Consider the following 17,011-nt stretch of genomic DNA (forward strand, 5'->3'; position numbering starts at 1 on the left):
TTCAGACGGCCTGACTATTTAAACAAGGAGCAGACCCATGATTTACGGAATAGGCACGGATATTGTTTCCCTCAAACGCATTATCCGCCTGAACAAAAAATTCGGACTGGCATTTGCGCAACGCATTCTCAGCCCGGAAGAGCTGTTGGAATTTCCGCAGGCAGGCAAACCGGTCAACTATCTTGCCAAACGCTTTGCCGCCAAGGAGGCTTTTGCCAAAGCCGTTGGTACGGGCATACGCGGCGTGGTGTCCTTCCGCAATATCGGTGTCGGGCATGACGCATTGGGCAAGCCTGAATTGTTTTTTGCACCGGCTTTGAGCAAATGGCTGGAAGAGCATGGCATCCGCGGCTGTCATCTGAGCATGAGCGATGAAGAAGATACCGTCATGGCTTTTGTCATTGCGGAAAAATAAGGCCGGATTTAAGTATTCTGGAATAGAACATCCTTTTCAGACGGCCTGAAGGATTAGATATTTGTTAAAAGTCGGGCGCATGGGCCCGACATCGTTTTTTTACGCATAAATCGGCAGGTGTCGCTGCCTGCTACGTATAAGAATAATCTCATGATGATTGAAGACACACGTCCCTTGGTGCAAGTGGTTGCCGGAATTTTGCTCGACAAAAACGGCCGCTACCTGCTCAGTTCCCGCCCAGAGGGCAAGCCGTATGCAGGCTATTGGGAATTTGCCGGCGGCAAGGTGGAAGCCGGTGAAAGCGATTTTCAAGCCTTGCAACGCGAGTTTGAAGAAGAACTCGGTATCCGTATCCTCGCCGCTACGCCGTGGCTGACCAAAGTCCATTCCTACGAACACGCACATGTACGCCTGCATTTTTTATGGGTGGAAGCCGACCAATGGACGGGCGAAATCCAATCGAGGGAAGGGCAGAAATGGGCATGGCAAAAAGCAGGGGATTTTACCGTTGCGCCGATGCTGCCAGCCAATAGCGCATTGTTACGCTCCCTATCCATTCCGCGCCGGCTTCAAGGCCGTCTGAAAAGCGGCTTTAGCGGTCAAAACAGCATGGGCGAATATCATGTTGTGCCGTATGGATTGGCTCATCAAACCGCATCTGCCGTATTGCTGGAATTTGCCGATTGGCAACAAGGCAAGCTGCAAGAAGCGTCCAGCGCGTGGCCAATCATTGAAAATGCCGAACAATGGCGGCAGGTGCAAAATGCGGATGCCGTTGTTTGGAAAGTGGCGAATGAAGCGGCTGCCGGGCGAGTTGCGGATATTTTGGCGCAAGGCGTGGCGATGCCACTGATTGTAGCAGTTCCGGAAAGTCTGGTTTCCATTTATCGCGAACAGTGGCAGAGCATGGGTGCGCATGCCGTTTTGACCGATAATGACATTGAGGCCGTCTGAAATGAGTAAAAATCAAAAGCTTTTGATTGCCGCTGTTTTACTGATTGTGTTTGCGGCGGCCAAACTGCTGCTCTTGGATTGGTGGCAGCAACAGCAATCAAAAACGAAAGTAGTCGAATGTAATTTAACACAAGGCTGCGTTCTGCCTGACGGTTCAAAAGTGCGTGCAACATCCATCAATACGCACGAGCCGTTTGATATCGTGATAGAGAATGTTCCGCAAAATACGGGCGCGGTCAGCATCAGTTTCAGTATGAAAAACATGGACATGGGTTTTAACCGCTATAATCTGGCGCAACAATCGCCGCAAAGCTGGCAGGCTTTGCAAATCCGCTTGCCATTTTGTGTCGAGGGCCGCCATGATTACACTGCCGATATTACCGTCGGCAAACAGACTTTTCAGACGGCATTTAGCGCGAAGTAGCCATCCGATAGGGCCGTCTGAACGGCCATAGGCTAAAAAAATCTAATTTTTTTGATAACGTATTTAAAAATTCCTTATAAATGAATCAATTATAAATTATTTTTTGATGGATTGTTTACAATCATTCTGACTATAAACCAAAAATACAAAACGGACAGAAGCCAGGCTACATCAGGGTTTGATGTGGCAGGGACTGTCCGTTTTTTATGTTTGTTGCTAAAGAATCATTTATTAGCAACTGAATTTTTTATAAATTTTTTGAAAAAAGTGTTTGACAAGACCGGTTTTATTTTTTAAATTTGTTTCCATAAATAAAAACTACATCGCACTACAAAGGAACATCATCATGAATCTGTATCAAACCACTCTCTCTTGTTATAGATTTTCTCCCCTCTCCGCCGATCCCGTCGTCGTCTGCTTATTGCCAGTCGCGGCGGTCTGAAGGCTCTCAACCCGAATCCAGTTTCCGCATTCCCACAAACACTTCGGGTTTTAAAACTTCTTTCCCCTGTTGCATTCATATACTGATTAATAATATTTAAAAAACAAATACCTCCGCTTCAGCCTTATTGTATTTATTGGTTTTGATAACTATTTGTATTTATTGATTTTAAATTTTCAGATGGTTGATAATTGAAATTTTACAGTCCGTCTGAAAACAGTTTTCAGAATAATTGTTTATTTTTAAACGGTTCGTTTCAGGTTGTGAAAAAACCGAGCCGTCCGATTAATACTGATGAAAAAAGTCTATAAAGGAGAAATATGATGAGTCAACACTCTGCCGGAGCACGTTTCCGTCAAGCCGTGAAAGAATCGAATCCTCTTGCCGTAGTCGGTTGCGTCAATGCTTACTTTGCACGATTGGCCACCCAAAGCGGTTTCAAGGCGATTTATCTGTCCGGTGGCGGCGTGGCAGCCTGCTCTTGCGGTATCCCTGATTTGGGCATCACCACAATGGAAGATGTACTGATTGATGCGCGGCGGATTACGGACAATGTGGATACGCCTTTGCTGGTGGACATCGATGTGGGTTGGGGAGGAGCGTTCAATATCGCTCGTACGATTCGCAACTTTGAACGCGCCGGTGTTGCAGCGGTTCACATCGAAGATCAGGTAGCACAAAAACGCTGCGGCCACCGTCCGAACAAAGCCATTGTTTCTAAAGATGAAATGGTCGACCGTATCAAAGCTGCCGTCGATGCGCGCGTTGATGAGAACTTCGTGATTATGGCGCGTACCGATGCACTGGCGGTAGAAGGTTTGGATGCCGCTATCGAACGCGCTCAGGCTTGTGTCGAAGCCGGTGCAGACATGATTTTCCCTGAGGCCATGACCGATTTGAACATGTACCGCCAATTTGCAGATGCAGTGAAAGTACCTGTATTGGCGAACATTACCGAATTTGGTGCAACGCCACTTTATACCCAAAGCGAGCTGGCTGCAAACGGCGTATCGCTGGTGCTGTATCCGCTGTCATCGTTCCGTGCAGCAAGCAAAGCCGCTCTGAATGTTTATGAAGCGATTATGCGCGACGGCACGCAGGCGGCGGTGGTTGACAGTATGCAAACTCGTGCCGAGCTGTACGAGCATCTGAACTATCACGCCTTCGAGCAAAAACTGGATAAGTTGTTTCAAAAATGATTAACCGCTTTCAGACGGCCTTTCAGCAAATCCGTATCGGCCGTCTGAAAAAATAAAACCCATAAAAATACAAAGGAGAAATACCATGACTGCAACTACGCAAACCCCGACTTTCAAACCGAAAAAATCCGTTGCGCTTTCCGGCGTTGCGGCGGGCAATACCGAATTGTGTACCGTCGGCCGTACCGGCAACGATTTGAGCTATCGCGGTTACGACATCTTGGACTTGGCACAAAAATGCGAGTTTGAAGAAGTCGCCCACCTGCTGATTCACGGCCATCTGCCCAACAAATTCGAGTTGGCCGCTTATAAAACCAAGCTCAAATCCATGCGCGGCCTGCCTATCCGTGTGATTAAAGTGTTGGAAAGCCTGCCTGCACATACCCATCCGATGGATGTGATGCGTACCGGTGTATCCATGCTGGGCTGTGTTCATCCCGAACGCGAAAGCCATCCGGAAAGTGAAGCGCGCGACATCGCCGACAAACTGATCGCCAGCCTCGGCAGCATCTTGTTGTATTGGTATCAATATTCGCACAACGGCAGACGCATTGAAGTTGAAAGCGACGAAGACACCATCGGCGGCCATTTCCTGCACCTGTTGCACGGCAAACGCCCAAGCGAATCACACATCAAAGCCATGCACGTTTCACTGATTCTGTATGCGGAGCATGAGTTCAACGCTTCTACCTTCACCGCCCGCGTGATTGCCGGTACAGGCTCTGATATGTATTCCTGCATCACCGGCGCCATCGGCGCATTGAAAGGTCCGAAACACGGCGGCGCGAACGAAGTGGCTTACGATATTCAAAAACGCTACCGCAATGCCGACGAAGCTGAAGCTGACATCCGCGAACGCATCGGCCGTAAAGAAATCGTGATCGGTTTCGGTCATCCGGTGTACACCATTTCCGACCCTCGCAACGTTGTCATTAAAGAAGTGGCACGCGGTTTGAGCAAAGAAACCGGCGATATGCGCCTCTTTGACATTGCCGAACGCTTGGAAAGCGTGATGTGGGAAGAGAAAAAAATGTTCCCGAATCTGGACTGGTTCTCCGCCGTTTCCTACCAAAAATTGGGCGTACCGACCGCTATGTTCACACCGCTGTTCGTAATTTCCCGTACAACCGGTTGGAGCGCACACGTTCTCGAGCAACGCAAAGACGGCAAAATCATCCGTCCGAGCGCAAACTACACAGGCCCTGAAGATTTGGCATTCGTGGAGATTGAAAACCGCTAATACGCGTAGCAGCAGGGTGGGGCGCCAGCCCGCCCCATCTCGAAATGCCGTTTGAAAACAATGAATAAATTAAGTTTTCGTTTTTCGACGGCCTAGTGCAGTATGCGAGAGAGAGAGCCGGCCGTTTGGAAAACATGCTGCTCTGCTGTCGTCATTCCCATACAGGCAGAAATTCAAAAGTTGAAATGTTCTGCTGTAAAGAGTGCTGAAAAATTTAAGTTTGGATTTCCGTCTATACGGGAATGATGGTAGCGGAGCAGCAATTTTTTTCATACCGCGAATAGATTTCAAATCACAAGCAATAAAACCGAATTTATGGTTTCAGACGGCCTGAAGGTCCGAATCAACAGGCCGTCTGAAACCCAAAACCAAAAAAAGAATAGATTTTAGGAGAACCGACATGACTGCCAACCAACGCTACCGCAAAGCTTTGCCCGGTACGGATTTGGAATATTACGACGCGCGTCAGGCGTGTGAAGACATCAAACCAGGCTCTTACGACAAGCTGCCTTACACAAGCCGCATCTTGGCTGAGAACTTGGTCAACCGCGCAGACAAAGTCGACCTGCCTACGCTGCAAAGCTGGCTGGGCCAGCTGATTGAGGGAAAACAGGAAATCGACTTCCCTTGGTATCCCGCGCGCGTGGTGTGTCACGATATTCTGGGTCAGACAGCGTTGGTGGATTTGGCAGGCCTGCGCGATGCGATTGCCGAAAAAGGCGGCGATCCTGCCAAAGTGAATCCTGTGGTGCAAACCCAGCTTATCGTCGACCACTCTCTGGCCGTTGAATGCGGCGGTTATGATCCTGATGCCTTCCGCAAAAACCGCGAAATCGAAGACAGACGTAACGAAGACCGTTTCCACTTCATCAACTGGACAAAAACCGCGTTTGAAAATGTGGACGTGATTCCGGCGGGCAACGGCATTATGCACCAAATCAACTTGGAAAAAATGTCGCCAGTTATCCAAGTCAAAAACGGCGTGGCATTCCCTGATACCTGCGTCGGCACAGACTCACATACGCCGCACGTCGATTCATTGGGCGTGATTTCCGTAGGCGTGGGCGGTTTGGAAGCCGAAACCGTGATGTTGGGCCGTGCCTCCATGATGCGCCTGCCTGATATCGTCGGCGTTGAGCTGACCGGCAAACGCCAGCCGGGCATTACTGCCACCGACATCGTGTTGGCACTGACCGAATTCTTGCGTAAAGAGCGCGTGGTTGGCGCATTTGTCGAGTTTTTCGGTGAAGGTGCAAGAAGCCTGTCGATCGGCGACCGTGCCACCATTTCCAACATGACGCCGGAGTTCGGCGCGACTGCCGCTATGTTCGCCATCGACGAGCAAACCATTGATTATTTGAAACTGACCGGGCGCGACGACGCGCAAGTGAAATTGGTAGAAACCTACGCCAAAACCGCAGGCTTGTGGGCAGATGCCTTGAAAACCGCCGTTTATCCTCGCGTATTGAAATTTGATTTGAGCAGCGTAACGCGCAATATGGCAGGTCCAAGTAACCCGCATGCCCGTTTTGCGACCGCTGATTTGGCCAGCAAAGGCTTGGCTAAACCTTACGAAGAGCCTTCAGACGGCCAAATGCCTGACGGTGCAGTGATTATTGCCGCGATTACCAGTTGTACCAATACTTCCAATCCGCGCAACGTTGTCGCCGCCGCGCTCTTGGCACGCAATGCCAACCGCCTCGGTTTGAAACGCAAACCTTGGGTGAAATCTTCGTTTGCCCCGGGTTCAAAAGTAGCTGAAATTTATTTGAAAGAAGCAGGCTTGTTGCCCGAAATGGAAAAACTCGGCTTCGGTATCGTTGCCTTCGCTTGCACCACCTGCAACGGCATGAGCGGCGCGCTGGATCCGAAAATTCAGCAGGAAATCATCGACCGCGATTTGTACGCTACCGCCGTATTGTCCGGTAACCGAAACTTCGACGGCCGCATCCATCCGTATGCGAAACAGGCTTTCCTCGCTTCGCCTCCGTTGGTCGTTGCCTACGCGCTGGCAGGCAGCATCCGTTTCGATATTGAAAATGACGTACTCGGCGTTTCAGACGGCCGCGAAATCCGCCTGAAAGATATCTGGCCGACCGACGAAGAAATCGATGTCGTCGTTGCCGAATATGTGAAACCGCAGCAGTTCCGCGACGTGTATGTACCGATGTTCGACACCGGCAAAGCGCAAAAAGCCCCAAGCCCGCTGTACGACTGGCGTCCGATGTCCACCTATATCCGCCGCCCACCTTACTGGGAAGGTGCACTGGCAGGGGAACGCACATTAAGAGGTATGCGTCCGCTGGCTATTTTGCCCGACAACATCACCACCGACCACATTTCGCCGTCCAACGCGATTCTGGCGGCGAGTGCGGCGGGCGAATATCTGGCGAAAATGGGTTTGCCCGAAGAGGACTTTAACTCCTACGCCACCCACCGCGGCGACCACCTCACCGCCCAACGTGCCACCTTCGCCAATCCCAAATTGTTTAACGAGATGGTGAAAAACGAAGACGGTAGCGTACGCCAAGGTTCGCTGGCACGCGTTGAACCCGAAGGCCAAACCATGCGCATGTGGGAAGCCATCGAAACCTATATGAACCGCAAACAGCCGCTCATCATCATTGCCGGTGCAGACTACGGGCAAGGCTCAAGCCGCGACTGGGCTGCAAAAGGCGTACGCCTCGCGGGCGTGGAAGCGATTGTTGCCGAAGGCTTCGAGCGTATCCACCGCACCAACTTGATCGGTATGGGCGTATTGCCGCTGCAGTTCAAACCGGGTACCAACCGCCACACCCTGCAGCTGGACGGTACGGAAACCTACGACGTTGTCGGCAAACGCACGCCGCGCTGCGACCTGACCCTCGTGATTCACCGTAAAAACGGCGAAACCGTCGAAGTTCCGGTTACCTGCCGCCTCGATACTGCGGAAGAAGTATTAGTATATGAAGCCGGTGGCGTGTTGCAACGCTTCGCACAAGACTTCTTAGAAGGAAATGCAGCGTAAGGTAAATCGGGCATAGTTAAAATGTCCGGGCTACGCTAAAAAAGGTTTTCAGACGGCCTCGAATGTTTGAGAGGCCGTCTGAAAAAACCATACTAGAAATACAAAGGAGAACTCAAAATGCCGCAAATTAAAATTCCAGCCGTTTACTACCGCGGCGGTACATCTAAAGGCATTTTCTTCAAACGCACCGATCTGCCGGCCGCTGCGCAGGAAGCAGGCGAGGCACGCGACAAAATCTTGTTGCGCGTACTCGGTAGTCCCGACCCTTACGGCAAGCAGATAGACGGTTTGGGTAATGCCAGTTCGTCCACCAGCAAGGCGGTGATTTTGGATAAGTCCGAACGTGCCGACCACGACGTTGATTACCTTTTCGGGCAAGTTTCCATCGACAAACCTTTTGTTGATTGGAGCGGCAACTGCGGCAATCTGACCGCCGCCGTGGGCGCATTTGCCATCGAACAAGGCTTGGTTGATAAATCCAAAATCCCTTCAGACGGCCTGTGTACCGTCAAAATCTGGCAGAAAAACATCGGCAAAACCATTATTGCCCATGTACCGATGCAAAACGGCGCAGTTTTGGAAACAGGTGATTTTGAGTTGGACGGCGTAACGTTCCCGGCAGCCGAAGTACAAATCGAATTTCTTGATCCAGCCGACGGCGAAGGCAGTATGTTCCCAACCGGCAATTTAGTCGATGAAATTGATGTACCGAATATAGGCCGTCTGAAAGCCACGCTTATCAATGCCGGCATTCCAACCATTTTCTTGAATGCCGCAGATTTGGGCTATACAGGCAAAGAGTTGCAAGACGACATCAACAACGATGCTGCGGCTCTGGAAAAATTTGAAACCATCCGCGCATATGGCGCGCTGAAAATGGACTTGATCAGCGATGTATCCGAAGCCGCCACCCGCGCCCATACTCCGAAAGTCGCTTTTGTCGCCCCCGCGGCCGATTACACCGCTTCAAGCGGCAAAACCGTCAAAGCGGCCGACATCGACTTGTTGGTACGCGCGCTGAGTATGGGCAAATTGCACCACGCCATGATGGGTACCGCTTCGGTCGCCATCGCTACCGCCGCCGCCGTGCCCGGTACGCTGGTCAACCTCGCAGCCGGAGGCGGAGCGCGTAAAGAAGTCCGCTTCGGTCATCCGTCAGGTACGTTGCGTGTCGGTGCCGCCGCCGAATGTCAGGACGGACAATGGACGGCCACTAAAGCGGTCATGAGCCGTAGCGCACGCGTGATTATGGAAGGACAAGTCCGAGTGCCGGAAGATTGCTTTTAAGTTTTCAGACGGCCACGCTATGAAACAAGGCCGTCTGAAAACCAAATAAGCAGATTTTAGTCAGGTAGCGATACTTGCAATGGAGATTAGGGTTGGGCATGAAGCCTGACTAAACACCAAACCAAAGGCAATCCGGAAAGCGTTCGCTTTTCAGACGGCCTGAAACCAAAAAAACAATCAAAAATTCAAAGGAGAAACACCATGTCCAACCAACTCATTCTTGTTCTGAACTGCGGCAGCTCTTCACTTAAAGGTGCCGTTATCGACCGTAAAAGCGGTAAAGTTCTCCTAAGCTGTCTCGGCGAACGTTTGGGTACGCCCGAAGCAATCATTACGTTCAGCAAAGACGGTAAAAAATGCCAAGCTCCCTTGGCAGGGCGCAACTGCCACGCCGGTGCGGTGGGTATGCTGTTGAAAGAGCTTGAAAAACACGGCTTGCACGACCGCATCAAAGCCATCGGCCACCGCATTGCCCACGGCGGCGAAAAATACAATGAATCTGTTTTGATCGACCAAGCAGTAATGGACGAACTCAAAGCCTGCATTCCGCTCGCTCCGCTGCACAACCCTGCCAATATCAACGGTATTTTGGCTGCGCAAGAACATTTCCCCGGTCTGCCCAATGTCGGCGTGATGGATACTTCGTTCCACCAAACCATGCCGGAGCGTGCCTACACTTATGCCGTTCCACGCGAATTGCGTAAAAAATACGCTTTCCGCCGCTACGGTTTCCACGGTACCAGTATGCGTTACGTTGCCCCTGAAGCCGCACGCATCTTGGGCAAACCGTTGGAAGACATCCGCATGATTATTGCCCACTTAGGCAACGGCGCATCCATTACCGCCATTAAAAACGGCAAATCCGTTGACACCAGTATGGGCTTCACGCCGATCGAAGGTTTGGTAATGGGTACACGTTGCGGCGACATCGATCCGGGCGTATACAGCTATCTGACTTCCCATGCCGGTTTGGATGTTGCCCAAGTTGATGAAATGTTGAACAAAAAATCAGGTTTGCTCGGTATTTCCGAACTTTCCAACGACTGCCGTTCTTTGGAAATCGCGGCGGACGAAGGTCATGAAGGTGCGCGTTTGGCCCTGGAAGTCATGACCTACCGCCTTGCCAAATACATTGCTTCTATGGCTGTGGCTTGCGGCGGCGTTGACGCGCTCGTGTTTACCGGCGGTATCGGCGAAAACTCGCGTAACATCCGTGCCAAAACCGTTTCCTATCTTGATTTCTTGGGTCTGCACATCGACACCAAAGCCAATATGGAAAAACGCTACGGCAATTCAGGCATTATCAGCCCGACCGCTTCCTCTCCGGCTGTTTTGGTTGTGCCAACCAATGAAGAGCTGATGATTGCCCACGATACGGCGCAGTTGGCCGGCTTTATGGAAGAAGTAGGCTAGGGCGAAGATTTTCCTAGGCCATAAACAATAAAAAGTGCGGATTCATCATCCGCACTTTTTTAATTACATCTCAATCAAGCCACTTGGGTTTGATGTTCGTCACCGTTGCGCTCACGAACTGAGCCCAAGCGGTAAACGGTTTCACCTTGTTCGCTCAAGAAAGCTTGTACTGCATCAGCATCTTCTTTAGCAATAATAACGACCATGCCGATACCGCAGTTGAACGTACGGTACATTTCTTGGGTTTCCACATTGCCTGCTTTTTGCAGCCATTGGAACAATTTAGGCAATTCCCACGCTTTGGCATCGATTTGTGCAACGGTATTTTCAGGCAAAACGCGAGGTACGTTTTCGGTAATGCCGCCGCCGGTAATGTGGGCCATGCCTTTAATGGTGAATTTTTCCAAAGCGGCAAGGATAGGTTTCACATATAGACGGGTAGGGGCGATGATGGCTTCACGCAAAGTTTTGCCGTTGTCGAATTCCGCGTCCAAATCGGGATTGTCGCGCTCGATGATTTTGCGTACCAAAGAGTAGCCGTTGGAGTGTGCGCCGTTGGAAGCCAAGCCCAAAACAACGTCTCCGGCCTGAATGCTGCGGCCGTTAATCACGCGTTCTTTTTCAACCACGCCGACGGCAAAACCGGCCAAGTCGTATTCGCCTTCGGGATACATGCCCGGCATTTCGGCAGTTTCACCGCCAATCAAAGCGCAACCGGATTCTTCGCAGCCTTGGGCAATACCTTTAATCACATCAGTCGCGCGGGCAACATCCAGCTTGCCGCAAGCGAAATAGTCCAAGAAGAACAAAGGTTCTGCACCTTGAACCAAAATGTCGTTGACGCTCATGGCAACCAAATCGATGCCGACGGTATCGTGTTTGTCCCAGTCGAATGCCAGTTTCAGCTTGGTGCCGACGCCGTCCGTACCGGAAACCAATACCGGATTTTTGTATTTTTTGCCGATTTCGACCAAAGCGCCGAAACCGCCCAAATCACCCAACACTTCAGGGCGCATAGTACGTTTGGCAAAAGGTTTGATGTTTTCGACCAGTTGATCGCCTGCGTCGATATCCACGCCTGCGTCACGATAGCTCAAAGAAGTGCTCATTGGATTTCCTTATTCGGGTATGGGTAGATTGTCGGAGCGTATTTTATCTTAAATTGGAGGATTCAGGCTGAATTTTTTGGCGTTATTGTTAACAATTTTATTTTGCCTTGATTGGTGCCGCACTTTCAGACGGCCTTTGTGAATCTGTTATACTGCTTATTTATTTTGAAAACCTTAAACATCAATTGGGAAATACCTTTTTATGTATCAAAAGAAAGAACGTGGCGCAAAACCGTGGGTAATTATGGCTTGCGTTATCGCAGCCTTTATTTGGCTTTTATATGCCTTGGGCGATGTTTTGACGCCGTTTATTGTAGCCGCCGTTTTAGCCTATGTTTTGAATCCCTTGGTCGAATGGCTACAACTGAGGCGTATCCGCCGCGCACCGGCCTCTATGATTATTATGGCGCTTGCTTTGCTGATATTACTGGCGTTGATGCTGATTATCGTGCCTATGTTGTTGAACCAGTTTAACAATCTGGCCGAACGCCTGCCGCAAATCGTGGGCTTTGTTCAAAACAAATTGCTGCCGTGGCTCAACAGCGTCAGCGGGAATTATATTCAAATCGATCAAGAATCAATCATCGCATGGTTGCAGTCGCATACGGATGAGTTGAGCAATACGCTCAAAGCATGGATTCCTACCTTGATGCGTCAAAGCGGCAACGTGATCAGCGGCGTCAGCAATTTGGTATTGCTGCCTTTGCTGCTGTATTACTTCTTGTTGGATTGGAAACGCTGGTCTTCCGGAATCAGCAAATTGGTTCCACGCCGTTTTATCGAGACCTACACGCGTATCAGCAGCAATATGGACGAAGTTTTAGGTGAGTTTCTGCGCGGCCAGCTGATGGTTATGATGATTATGGGCTTGGTCTATGGCTTGGGCTTGATGTTGGTCGGTTTGGATTCTGGCTTTGCCATCGGTATGATTGCCGGTATTTTGGTATTTATTCCGTATTTGGGCGCATTTACCGGCCTTTTGCTGGCGACAATCGCCGCACTTTTGCAATATGGCTCATGGCAGGGTTTGTTGATGGTTTGGGCTGTATTCGGTGTCGGACAATTCTTGGAAAGCTTTTTCATTACGCCTAAAATCGTCGGCGACCGCATCGGTTTGTCTCCGTTCTGGGTGATTTTCTCGTTGATGGCTTTCGGACAACTGATGGGTTTTGTCGGTATGCTTGCCGGTCTGCCGCTTGCCGCCGTAACATTGGTTTTATTGCGTGAAGGCGCATCTGCTTATTTCGGCAGCCATTTCTACAAACATAAATAAATAATGATATTAAGGCCGTCTGAAATCCAAGTTTCAGACGGCCATTGATAACAAAGGAAGTTTATATGTTAGCCATTATCGGCGGCAGCGGCTTGACCAAACTGCCGGAGCTCGAAATTACCGAACGGAAAATCGTCCGCACCCCTTACGGCTTAACCAGCAGCCCTATTTTATTCGGCAGGTTGGGGCGCTTGGACATTGTTTTCCTTGCCCGACACGGCTTCAGCCATACCATCGCGCCGCATGAAATCAACTACCGCGCCAATATCTGGGCGTTGCACTCTTTAGGCGTTGAAAACATCATTGCCATTTCCTCAGTCGTCGGCATCAATCCTGATTTTGAAAACGGCAGCCTGGTGCTGCCGGACGATTTGATCGACTATACCTATGGCCGTAAAGATACCTTTTTTGAAGGCCAAGAATGCCCGGTCGTCCATACCGATTTTTTCAACCCTTATAGCCATGAGTTGCGGCAAGAATTATTGAACATCACAAAAGAACACAATGTGCCGATTTACGACGCCGCCGTTTATGGCTGCCTGCAAGGCCCGCGCCGCCCGACCCATGCCGAAATCGCCCGTTATCGCCGCGACGGCGTAGATGTACTCGGGATGACCGGTATGCCAGAAGCCGTTTTGGCCAGGGAGTTGAAAATGGCCTATGCCCACTTTTGCAGCGTCAGCAGCATTGATTGTTTTGATAATGGAAAAGGGAATGAAGGCTGTAACGAACAGGTTTCTATGACAATGACCAAAATCCGACAGTTATTGAATGGTTTGTAATTGATAATGCCGTCTGAAATGAGGTTTTCAGACGGCATTGTTTATTTAAGAAGCCGTTTCGCGCGCCCAGTAGGGCAGAGAGGCTTTTTGTTTGCGGAACGAGGCAAGTTGCATGCCCCGACATTTTTCAAAAATCAATTCAACCCCGCTTTGCAAGTGTAAAATTAAATTGGTATGCGTTTCCGTTTTAATAAAATCGATATTGCGTTGCACCAAACGTTGAATGACGGCATACACATCAAGGCAGCCATTTGCGAAAAACCACGGATTCAACTTTACCCAACGGCCACCGCTTAAGGCCGCATCAGGCTGAAAATCAGCACGAATCTGAGTCAGTCGATTGTCGGAGAAATGCAGCTCGATATCGCCATAAAGCCAAATATTCCAGCCTTTTTGTACCAACAAGCCTTTAGGGACGCAATCAGGCGCAGGAAACATCTGCAAAATAGACTCTGCCGATTGTCCGATTTCCAAATAATCAAACCGGCCGGTATACAAAAAATCATAAATATCAACGGCAATAGGAAAGTGGTAGCGCATGGCAACAACCATAGAAAAGCAATTAACCAAGCTATCTTAAACTTAAAATATAATGAAATCAATTCCTATTATTATTTAATTAATATAAGAAAGGCCGTCTGAAATTCCAGACGGCCTTGTATCTTTGGTTTAAACCGATATTGGTTTATTCAGCCTTTAAATCAGCCACACATTGCTTATCGCGTGCCTCAAAGGCTTCCGCGCCACCCAAGAGTTTGAGTTGCTCCTCAGGACTGATTTTGCCGAAGGTTCGGATTTGCTCGTCAGAGAGTTTGCTTAAAGGCTGATCCCACATGCAGACACAATAGTCTTGAGCCAATTTCTCGTTTTGCGCATCCAAACCTTTTGCCTTCAAATCAGCTTGCCATTTTTCAGCGAAAGGAATGTTTTTCACGCAAGACTCCACCACATTTTGTTTCATCTGCGGCTTGTTCATGGCGCATTGCGAGAGCAGGGCAGTCAGCGCCAGCAAAGACAAAATTACCCATGCCCAAATACGGATGGTACGGATTTTTGCCTTGGCTTTCTTTCTGGCCGCCAGTTGTTCTTCAGACGGCCTGTCTGTTTGTTGCTCAGTCATGCAGGCTTTCCATACGGATCATGGTGATCGGAGCATCCACGCAGCTCAGTGCCTCAATCGCTGCGATAGCGCGTTTGACATTACGTTCCACAGTTGTGTGAGTCAAAATCACGATTTCGGCAGTACTTTGATCAATCACACCTTTTTGAATCAAAGCCTCGATAGAAACATTTTCTTTGGCCAAGAGGGCGGCAATTTGACCCAAAGTACCCGGCTCATCAGTTGCTTGAACGCGCAGATAGTAGCCGCTGGTGATTTCATCCATAGGCAGAATATTTTGCGCTTGAACTTGTGAAGGTTGGAATGCCAAGTGAGGAACACGGTGGTCAGTTTCCGCTTCAAGCAGGCGGGCAATATCAATAATATCGGCAACCACGGCAGAAGCAGTCGGCAATGCACCGGCGCCGGCACCATAATACAAAGTCTCACCAACCATATCGGCATTGACACGGACAGCATTCATCACGCCGTTCACATTAGCCAACAGACGGCTTTCAGGAATCAGAGTAGGGTGTACGCGCAACTCGATGCCTTTGTCGGTTTTACGGGTAATCCCCAACAATTTAATACGATAGCCAAGCTCTTCAGCATATTTGATGTCGCGGCTGTCGAGTTTGCTGATACCTTCCAAATAGCAGGCAGAAAAGTTCATCGGCGTACCAAATGCCAATGCACTCATAATCGTAATTTTATGGCCGGCATCATGACCTTCGATATCAAAAGTAGGATCGGCTTCAGCATAGCCCAAAGCCTGAGCTTCTTTCAATACGTCTGCAAACGCACTGCCTTTTTCGCGCATTTCAGTCAGAATGAAGTTGCTGGTGCCATTAATGATACCGGCGATACTGCGGATTTGGTTCGCAGCCAAGCCTTCACGTAAAGCCTTGATAATGGGGATACCGCCGGCAACAGCAGCTTCAAACTGCACCATGACATTTTTTTCTTCCGCCAAAGGGAAAATTTCATTGCCGTATTCGGCCAGCAGTTTTTTATTGGCAGTAACAATATGTTTGCCGTTTTCAATCGCCTTCAATACCGCATCTTTGGCAATACCGGTACCGCCAAATAATTCAACAACAACATCAACATCTTGATGTTGAACCAGCTCAAACGGATCTTTGATAAAAGCAGCATTCGGGCAAATTTGTTTGGCTTTTTCTTCGCTCAAATCGCAAACAGCAGAAATACGGACTTCGCGTCCCAAACGGCGGCTGATTTCCGCAGCATTGTCCTGCAATACAGTAGCCGTACCGCCACCGACTGTACCCAAACCTAAAAGACCGATATTTACTGGCTTCATTGTGTCTCCTTTTGAGCCGATACTTTAAAATAATCACGAAAAACCAAGGCTTGTTATAATCGCTTGCAATCGTCAATTCAGAGCAAAGCATCAATGCACAAGGTCAAACATTGAATCCTACCTGATATTGCTTGATTTTGCACCTTTTTTTGCAAGTTTCCAGAGGCCGTCTGAAAAATTGTTCCGCCATAAAAACAGGAATTACCATGAAAATTACAGAAAACCATATCGCCGAAGCCACATCATTTTTTTCATCCTCTCAAGGCATATTGCAAATTGGTGAACAAACATACTCAAAACCCATTTGCTGGCAAGATGGCAAAATTAGCATCATTCCTCAAGCGACCATCGGAGAATTAAACGAACAAATTTTTGTATCTGCAATTGAAGCAGCAGAAAACCGTCCTGAAGTCATCATTATCGGTACCGGAGCGAAACAACAATTCATGCATCCCAAAATTGCCGCAGCCTTATCAACTTACGGAGTCGGCCTCGAATGCATGAACACAGCCTCAGCTTGCCGAACTTTAGTTTTACTGCAAGGCGAAGGCCGAAGTACATGGGCTTGGTTGTGGCCATAATTTGTGAAAAAGGCTTTTACATCATAACAGTTTAAGTTCGCATAATTTATATTATGTTAAATTAATAATGCTAGTATTTTAGTCTATCAATTCCTGTTTTTCTTAATTCTACAATCACTTACAATATTCAAAAACAAAAAGGCCGTCTGAAAGGTTTTTCAGACGGCCGAGACCTTTGCAAAATCCCCCCAAAAATCCCCTAAATTCCTACTAAGACATTCAGGGGATTTTCCATGACCACCTTCTTCCAGCAAACTGCCCAAGCCATGATTGCCAAACACATCGACCGTTTCCCACTATTGAAGTTGGATCAGGTGATTGATTGGCAACCGGTCGAACAATACCTGAATCGTCAAAGAACCCGTTACCTCCGAGACCACCGCGGTCGTCCCGCTATCCCCTGTTGTCCATGTTCAAAGCCGTCCTGCTCGGCCAATGGCACAGCCTCTCCGATCCCGAACTCGA

The 17,011-nt window shown here is 49.1% G+C and carries 15 protein-coding genes and 1 pseudogene; 12 read left to right on the forward strand and 4 right to left on the reverse strand.

Going from position 1 to position 17,011, the window contains the following annotated elements; translation table 11 throughout:
• The first annotated feature begins 37 nt into the window (after positions 1–37).
• The 8 genes from acpS (at position 38) to HMPREF2596_RS04895 (ending at position 10,381) form a co-directional block, all read left to right on the forward strand.
• Positions 38–415: a holo-ACP synthase gene (gene acpS, locus HMPREF2596_RS04860; protein ID WP_070849995.1), complete on the forward strand. Its 378-nt coding sequence runs from the start codon at positions 38–40 to the stop codon at positions 413–415.
• 153 nt (positions 416–568) lie between these two features.
• Positions 569–1,369 carry an NUDIX domain-containing protein gene (locus HMPREF2596_RS04865; RefSeq protein WP_210401063.1) on the forward strand — a complete coding sequence of 267 codons (801 nt, stop codon included), beginning with the start codon at positions 569–571 and terminating at the stop codon, positions 1,367–1,369.
• A 1-nt stretch (position 1,370) separates the two neighbouring features.
• Positions 1,371–1,793: a hypothetical protein gene (locus tag HMPREF2596_RS04870; RefSeq protein WP_070849997.1), complete on the forward strand. Its 423-nt coding sequence runs from the start codon at positions 1,371–1,373 to the stop codon at positions 1,791–1,793.
• A gap of 765 nt (positions 1,794–2,558) precedes the next feature.
• Entirely contained in the window at positions 2,559–3,434 is an 876-nt protein-coding gene (gene prpB / locus HMPREF2596_RS04875; RefSeq protein ID WP_070849998.1) for a methylisocitrate lyase, read from the forward strand.
• Between the two features lie 85 nt (positions 3,435–3,519).
• On the forward strand, positions 3,520–4,674 hold the full coding sequence (gene prpC, locus HMPREF2596_RS04880; protein WP_070849999.1) for a bifunctional 2-methylcitrate synthase/citrate synthase: 1,155 nt from the start codon (positions 3,520–3,522) through the stop codon (positions 4,672–4,674).
• 400 nt (positions 4,675–5,074) lie between these two features.
• The gene (gene acnD / locus HMPREF2596_RS04885) at positions 5,075–7,681 is read left to right on the forward strand and encodes a Fe/S-dependent 2-methylisocitrate dehydratase AcnD (protein ID WP_070850000.1); all 2,607 of its coding nucleotides are present in this window, start codon (positions 5,075–5,077) and stop codon (positions 7,679–7,681) included.
• A 117-nt stretch (positions 7,682–7,798) separates the two neighbouring features.
• Positions 7,799–8,968 (forward strand): 2-methylaconitate cis-trans isomerase PrpF, encoded by a 1,170-nt coding sequence (gene prpF, locus HMPREF2596_RS04890; protein WP_070850001.1) that lies wholly within the window; start codon positions 7,799–7,801, stop codon positions 8,966–8,968.
• Positions 8,969–9,169: 201 nt separating this feature from the next.
• On the forward strand, positions 9,170–10,381 hold the full coding sequence (locus tag HMPREF2596_RS04895) for an acetate kinase (RefSeq protein WP_070850003.1): 1,212 nt from the start codon (positions 9,170–9,172) through the stop codon (positions 10,379–10,381).
• A 74-nt stretch (positions 10,382–10,455) separates the two neighbouring features.
• Here the strand turns inward: HMPREF2596_RS04895 and purM are convergent, their stop codons facing one another.
• Entirely contained in the window at positions 10,456–11,490 is a 1,035-nt protein-coding gene (gene purM / locus HMPREF2596_RS04900; protein ID WP_070850004.1) for a phosphoribosylformylglycinamidine cyclo-ligase, read from the reverse strand.
• Positions 11,491–11,692: 202 nt separating this feature from the next.
• Here purM and HMPREF2596_RS04905 point away from each other — a divergent pair, with 202 nt between their 5' ends.
• Together HMPREF2596_RS04905 and HMPREF2596_RS04910 are read left to right on the forward strand one after the other, a co-directional pair.
• Positions 11,693–12,763, forward strand: a complete 1,071-nt coding sequence (locus HMPREF2596_RS04905) for an AI-2E family transporter (RefSeq protein ID WP_070850005.1) — start codon at positions 11,693–11,695, stop codon at positions 12,761–12,763.
• A gap of 65 nt (positions 12,764–12,828) precedes the next feature.
• Positions 12,829–13,545, forward strand: a complete 717-nt coding sequence (locus HMPREF2596_RS04910; protein ID WP_070850007.1) for an S-methyl-5'-thioinosine phosphorylase — start codon at positions 12,829–12,831, stop codon at positions 13,543–13,545.
• 45 nt (positions 13,546–13,590) lie between these two features.
• Here the strand turns inward: HMPREF2596_RS04910 and HMPREF2596_RS04915 are convergent, their stop codons facing one another.
• From HMPREF2596_RS04915 to HMPREF2596_RS04925, 3 genes are all read right to left on the reverse strand, one after another.
• Positions 13,591–14,085 carry a hypothetical protein gene (locus HMPREF2596_RS04915; protein ID WP_070822153.1) on the reverse strand — a complete coding sequence of 165 codons (495 nt, stop codon included), beginning with the start codon at positions 14,083–14,085 and terminating at the stop codon, positions 13,591–13,593.
• 145 nt (positions 14,086–14,230) lie between these two features.
• The gene (locus tag HMPREF2596_RS04920) at positions 14,231–14,665 is read right to left on the reverse strand and encodes a hypothetical protein (RefSeq protein WP_036490891.1); all 435 of its coding nucleotides are present in this window, start codon (positions 14,663–14,665) and stop codon (positions 14,231–14,233) included.
• Entirely contained in the window at positions 14,658–15,965 is a 1,308-nt protein-coding gene (locus HMPREF2596_RS04925) for a homoserine dehydrogenase (RefSeq protein WP_070850009.1), read from the reverse strand. Before HMPREF2596_RS04925 ends, HMPREF2596_RS04920 begins: the two co-directional genes overlap by 8 nt.
• 206 nt (positions 15,966–16,171) lie before the next feature.
• Between HMPREF2596_RS04925 and HMPREF2596_RS04930 the strand changes: the two genes are divergently transcribed.
• Both HMPREF2596_RS04930 and HMPREF2596_RS10975 read left to right on the forward strand, forming a co-directional pair.
• Positions 16,172–16,546: an Mth938-like domain-containing protein gene (locus HMPREF2596_RS04930; protein ID WP_070850010.1), complete on the forward strand. Its 375-nt coding sequence runs from the start codon at positions 16,172–16,174 to the stop codon at positions 16,544–16,546.
• Positions 16,547–16,779: 233 nt separating this feature from the next.
• Positions 16,780–17,011, forward strand: a pseudogene (locus HMPREF2596_RS10975) (transposase); the annotation flags it as partial.

This window comes from Neisseria sp. HMSC078C12, from assembly GCF_001838065.1.
Taxonomy (GTDB): Bacteria; Pseudomonadota; Gammaproteobacteria; order Burkholderiales; family Neisseriaceae; genus Neisseria.

Coding starts and splice junctions, on each gene's coding strand:
- acnD (WP_070850000.1), top strand. CDS start 5,075: ATGACTGCCAACCAACGCTACCGCAAAGCTTTGCCCGGTACGGATTTG.
- acpS (WP_070849995.1), top strand. CDS start 38: ATGATTTACGGAATAGGCACGGATATTGTTTCCCTCAAACGCATTATC.
- HMPREF2596_RS04925 (WP_070850009.1), bottom strand. CDS start 15,965: ATGAAGCCAGTAAATATCGGTCTTTTAGGTTTGGGTACAGTCGGTGGC.
- HMPREF2596_RS04930 (WP_070850010.1), top strand. CDS start 16,172: ATGAAAATTACAGAAAACCATATCGCCGAAGCCACATCATTTTTTTCA.
- prpF (WP_070850001.1), top strand. CDS start 7,799: ATGCCGCAAATTAAAATTCCAGCCGTTTACTACCGCGGCGGTACATCT.
- purM (WP_070850004.1), bottom strand. CDS start 11,490: ATGAGCACTTCTTTGAGCTATCGTGACGCAGGCGTGGATATCGACGCA.
- HMPREF2596_RS04895 (WP_070850003.1), top strand. CDS start 9,170: ATGTCCAACCAACTCATTCTTGTTCTGAACTGCGGCAGCTCTTCACTT.
- HMPREF2596_RS04915 (WP_070822153.1), bottom strand. CDS start 14,085: ATGCGCTACCACTTTCCTATTGCCGTTGATATTTATGATTTTTTGTAT.
- HMPREF2596_RS04920 (WP_036490891.1), bottom strand. CDS start 14,665: ATGACTGAGCAACAAACAGACAGGCCGTCTGAAGAACAACTGGCGGCC.
- HMPREF2596_RS04910 (WP_070850007.1), top strand. CDS start 12,829: ATGTTAGCCATTATCGGCGGCAGCGGCTTGACCAAACTGCCGGAGCTC.
- prpB (WP_070849998.1), top strand. CDS start 2,559: ATGAGTCAACACTCTGCCGGAGCACGTTTCCGTCAAGCCGTGAAAGAA.
- prpC (WP_070849999.1), top strand. CDS start 3,520: ATGACTGCAACTACGCAAACCCCGACTTTCAAACCGAAAAAATCCGTT.
- HMPREF2596_RS04870 (WP_070849997.1), top strand. CDS start 1,371: ATGAGTAAAAATCAAAAGCTTTTGATTGCCGCTGTTTTACTGATTGTG.
- HMPREF2596_RS04865 (WP_210401063.1), top strand. CDS start 569: ATGATTGAAGACACACGTCCCTTGGTGCAAGTGGTTGCCGGAATTTTG.
- HMPREF2596_RS04905 (WP_070850005.1), top strand. CDS start 11,693: ATGTATCAAAAGAAAGAACGTGGCGCAAAACCGTGGGTAATTATGGCT.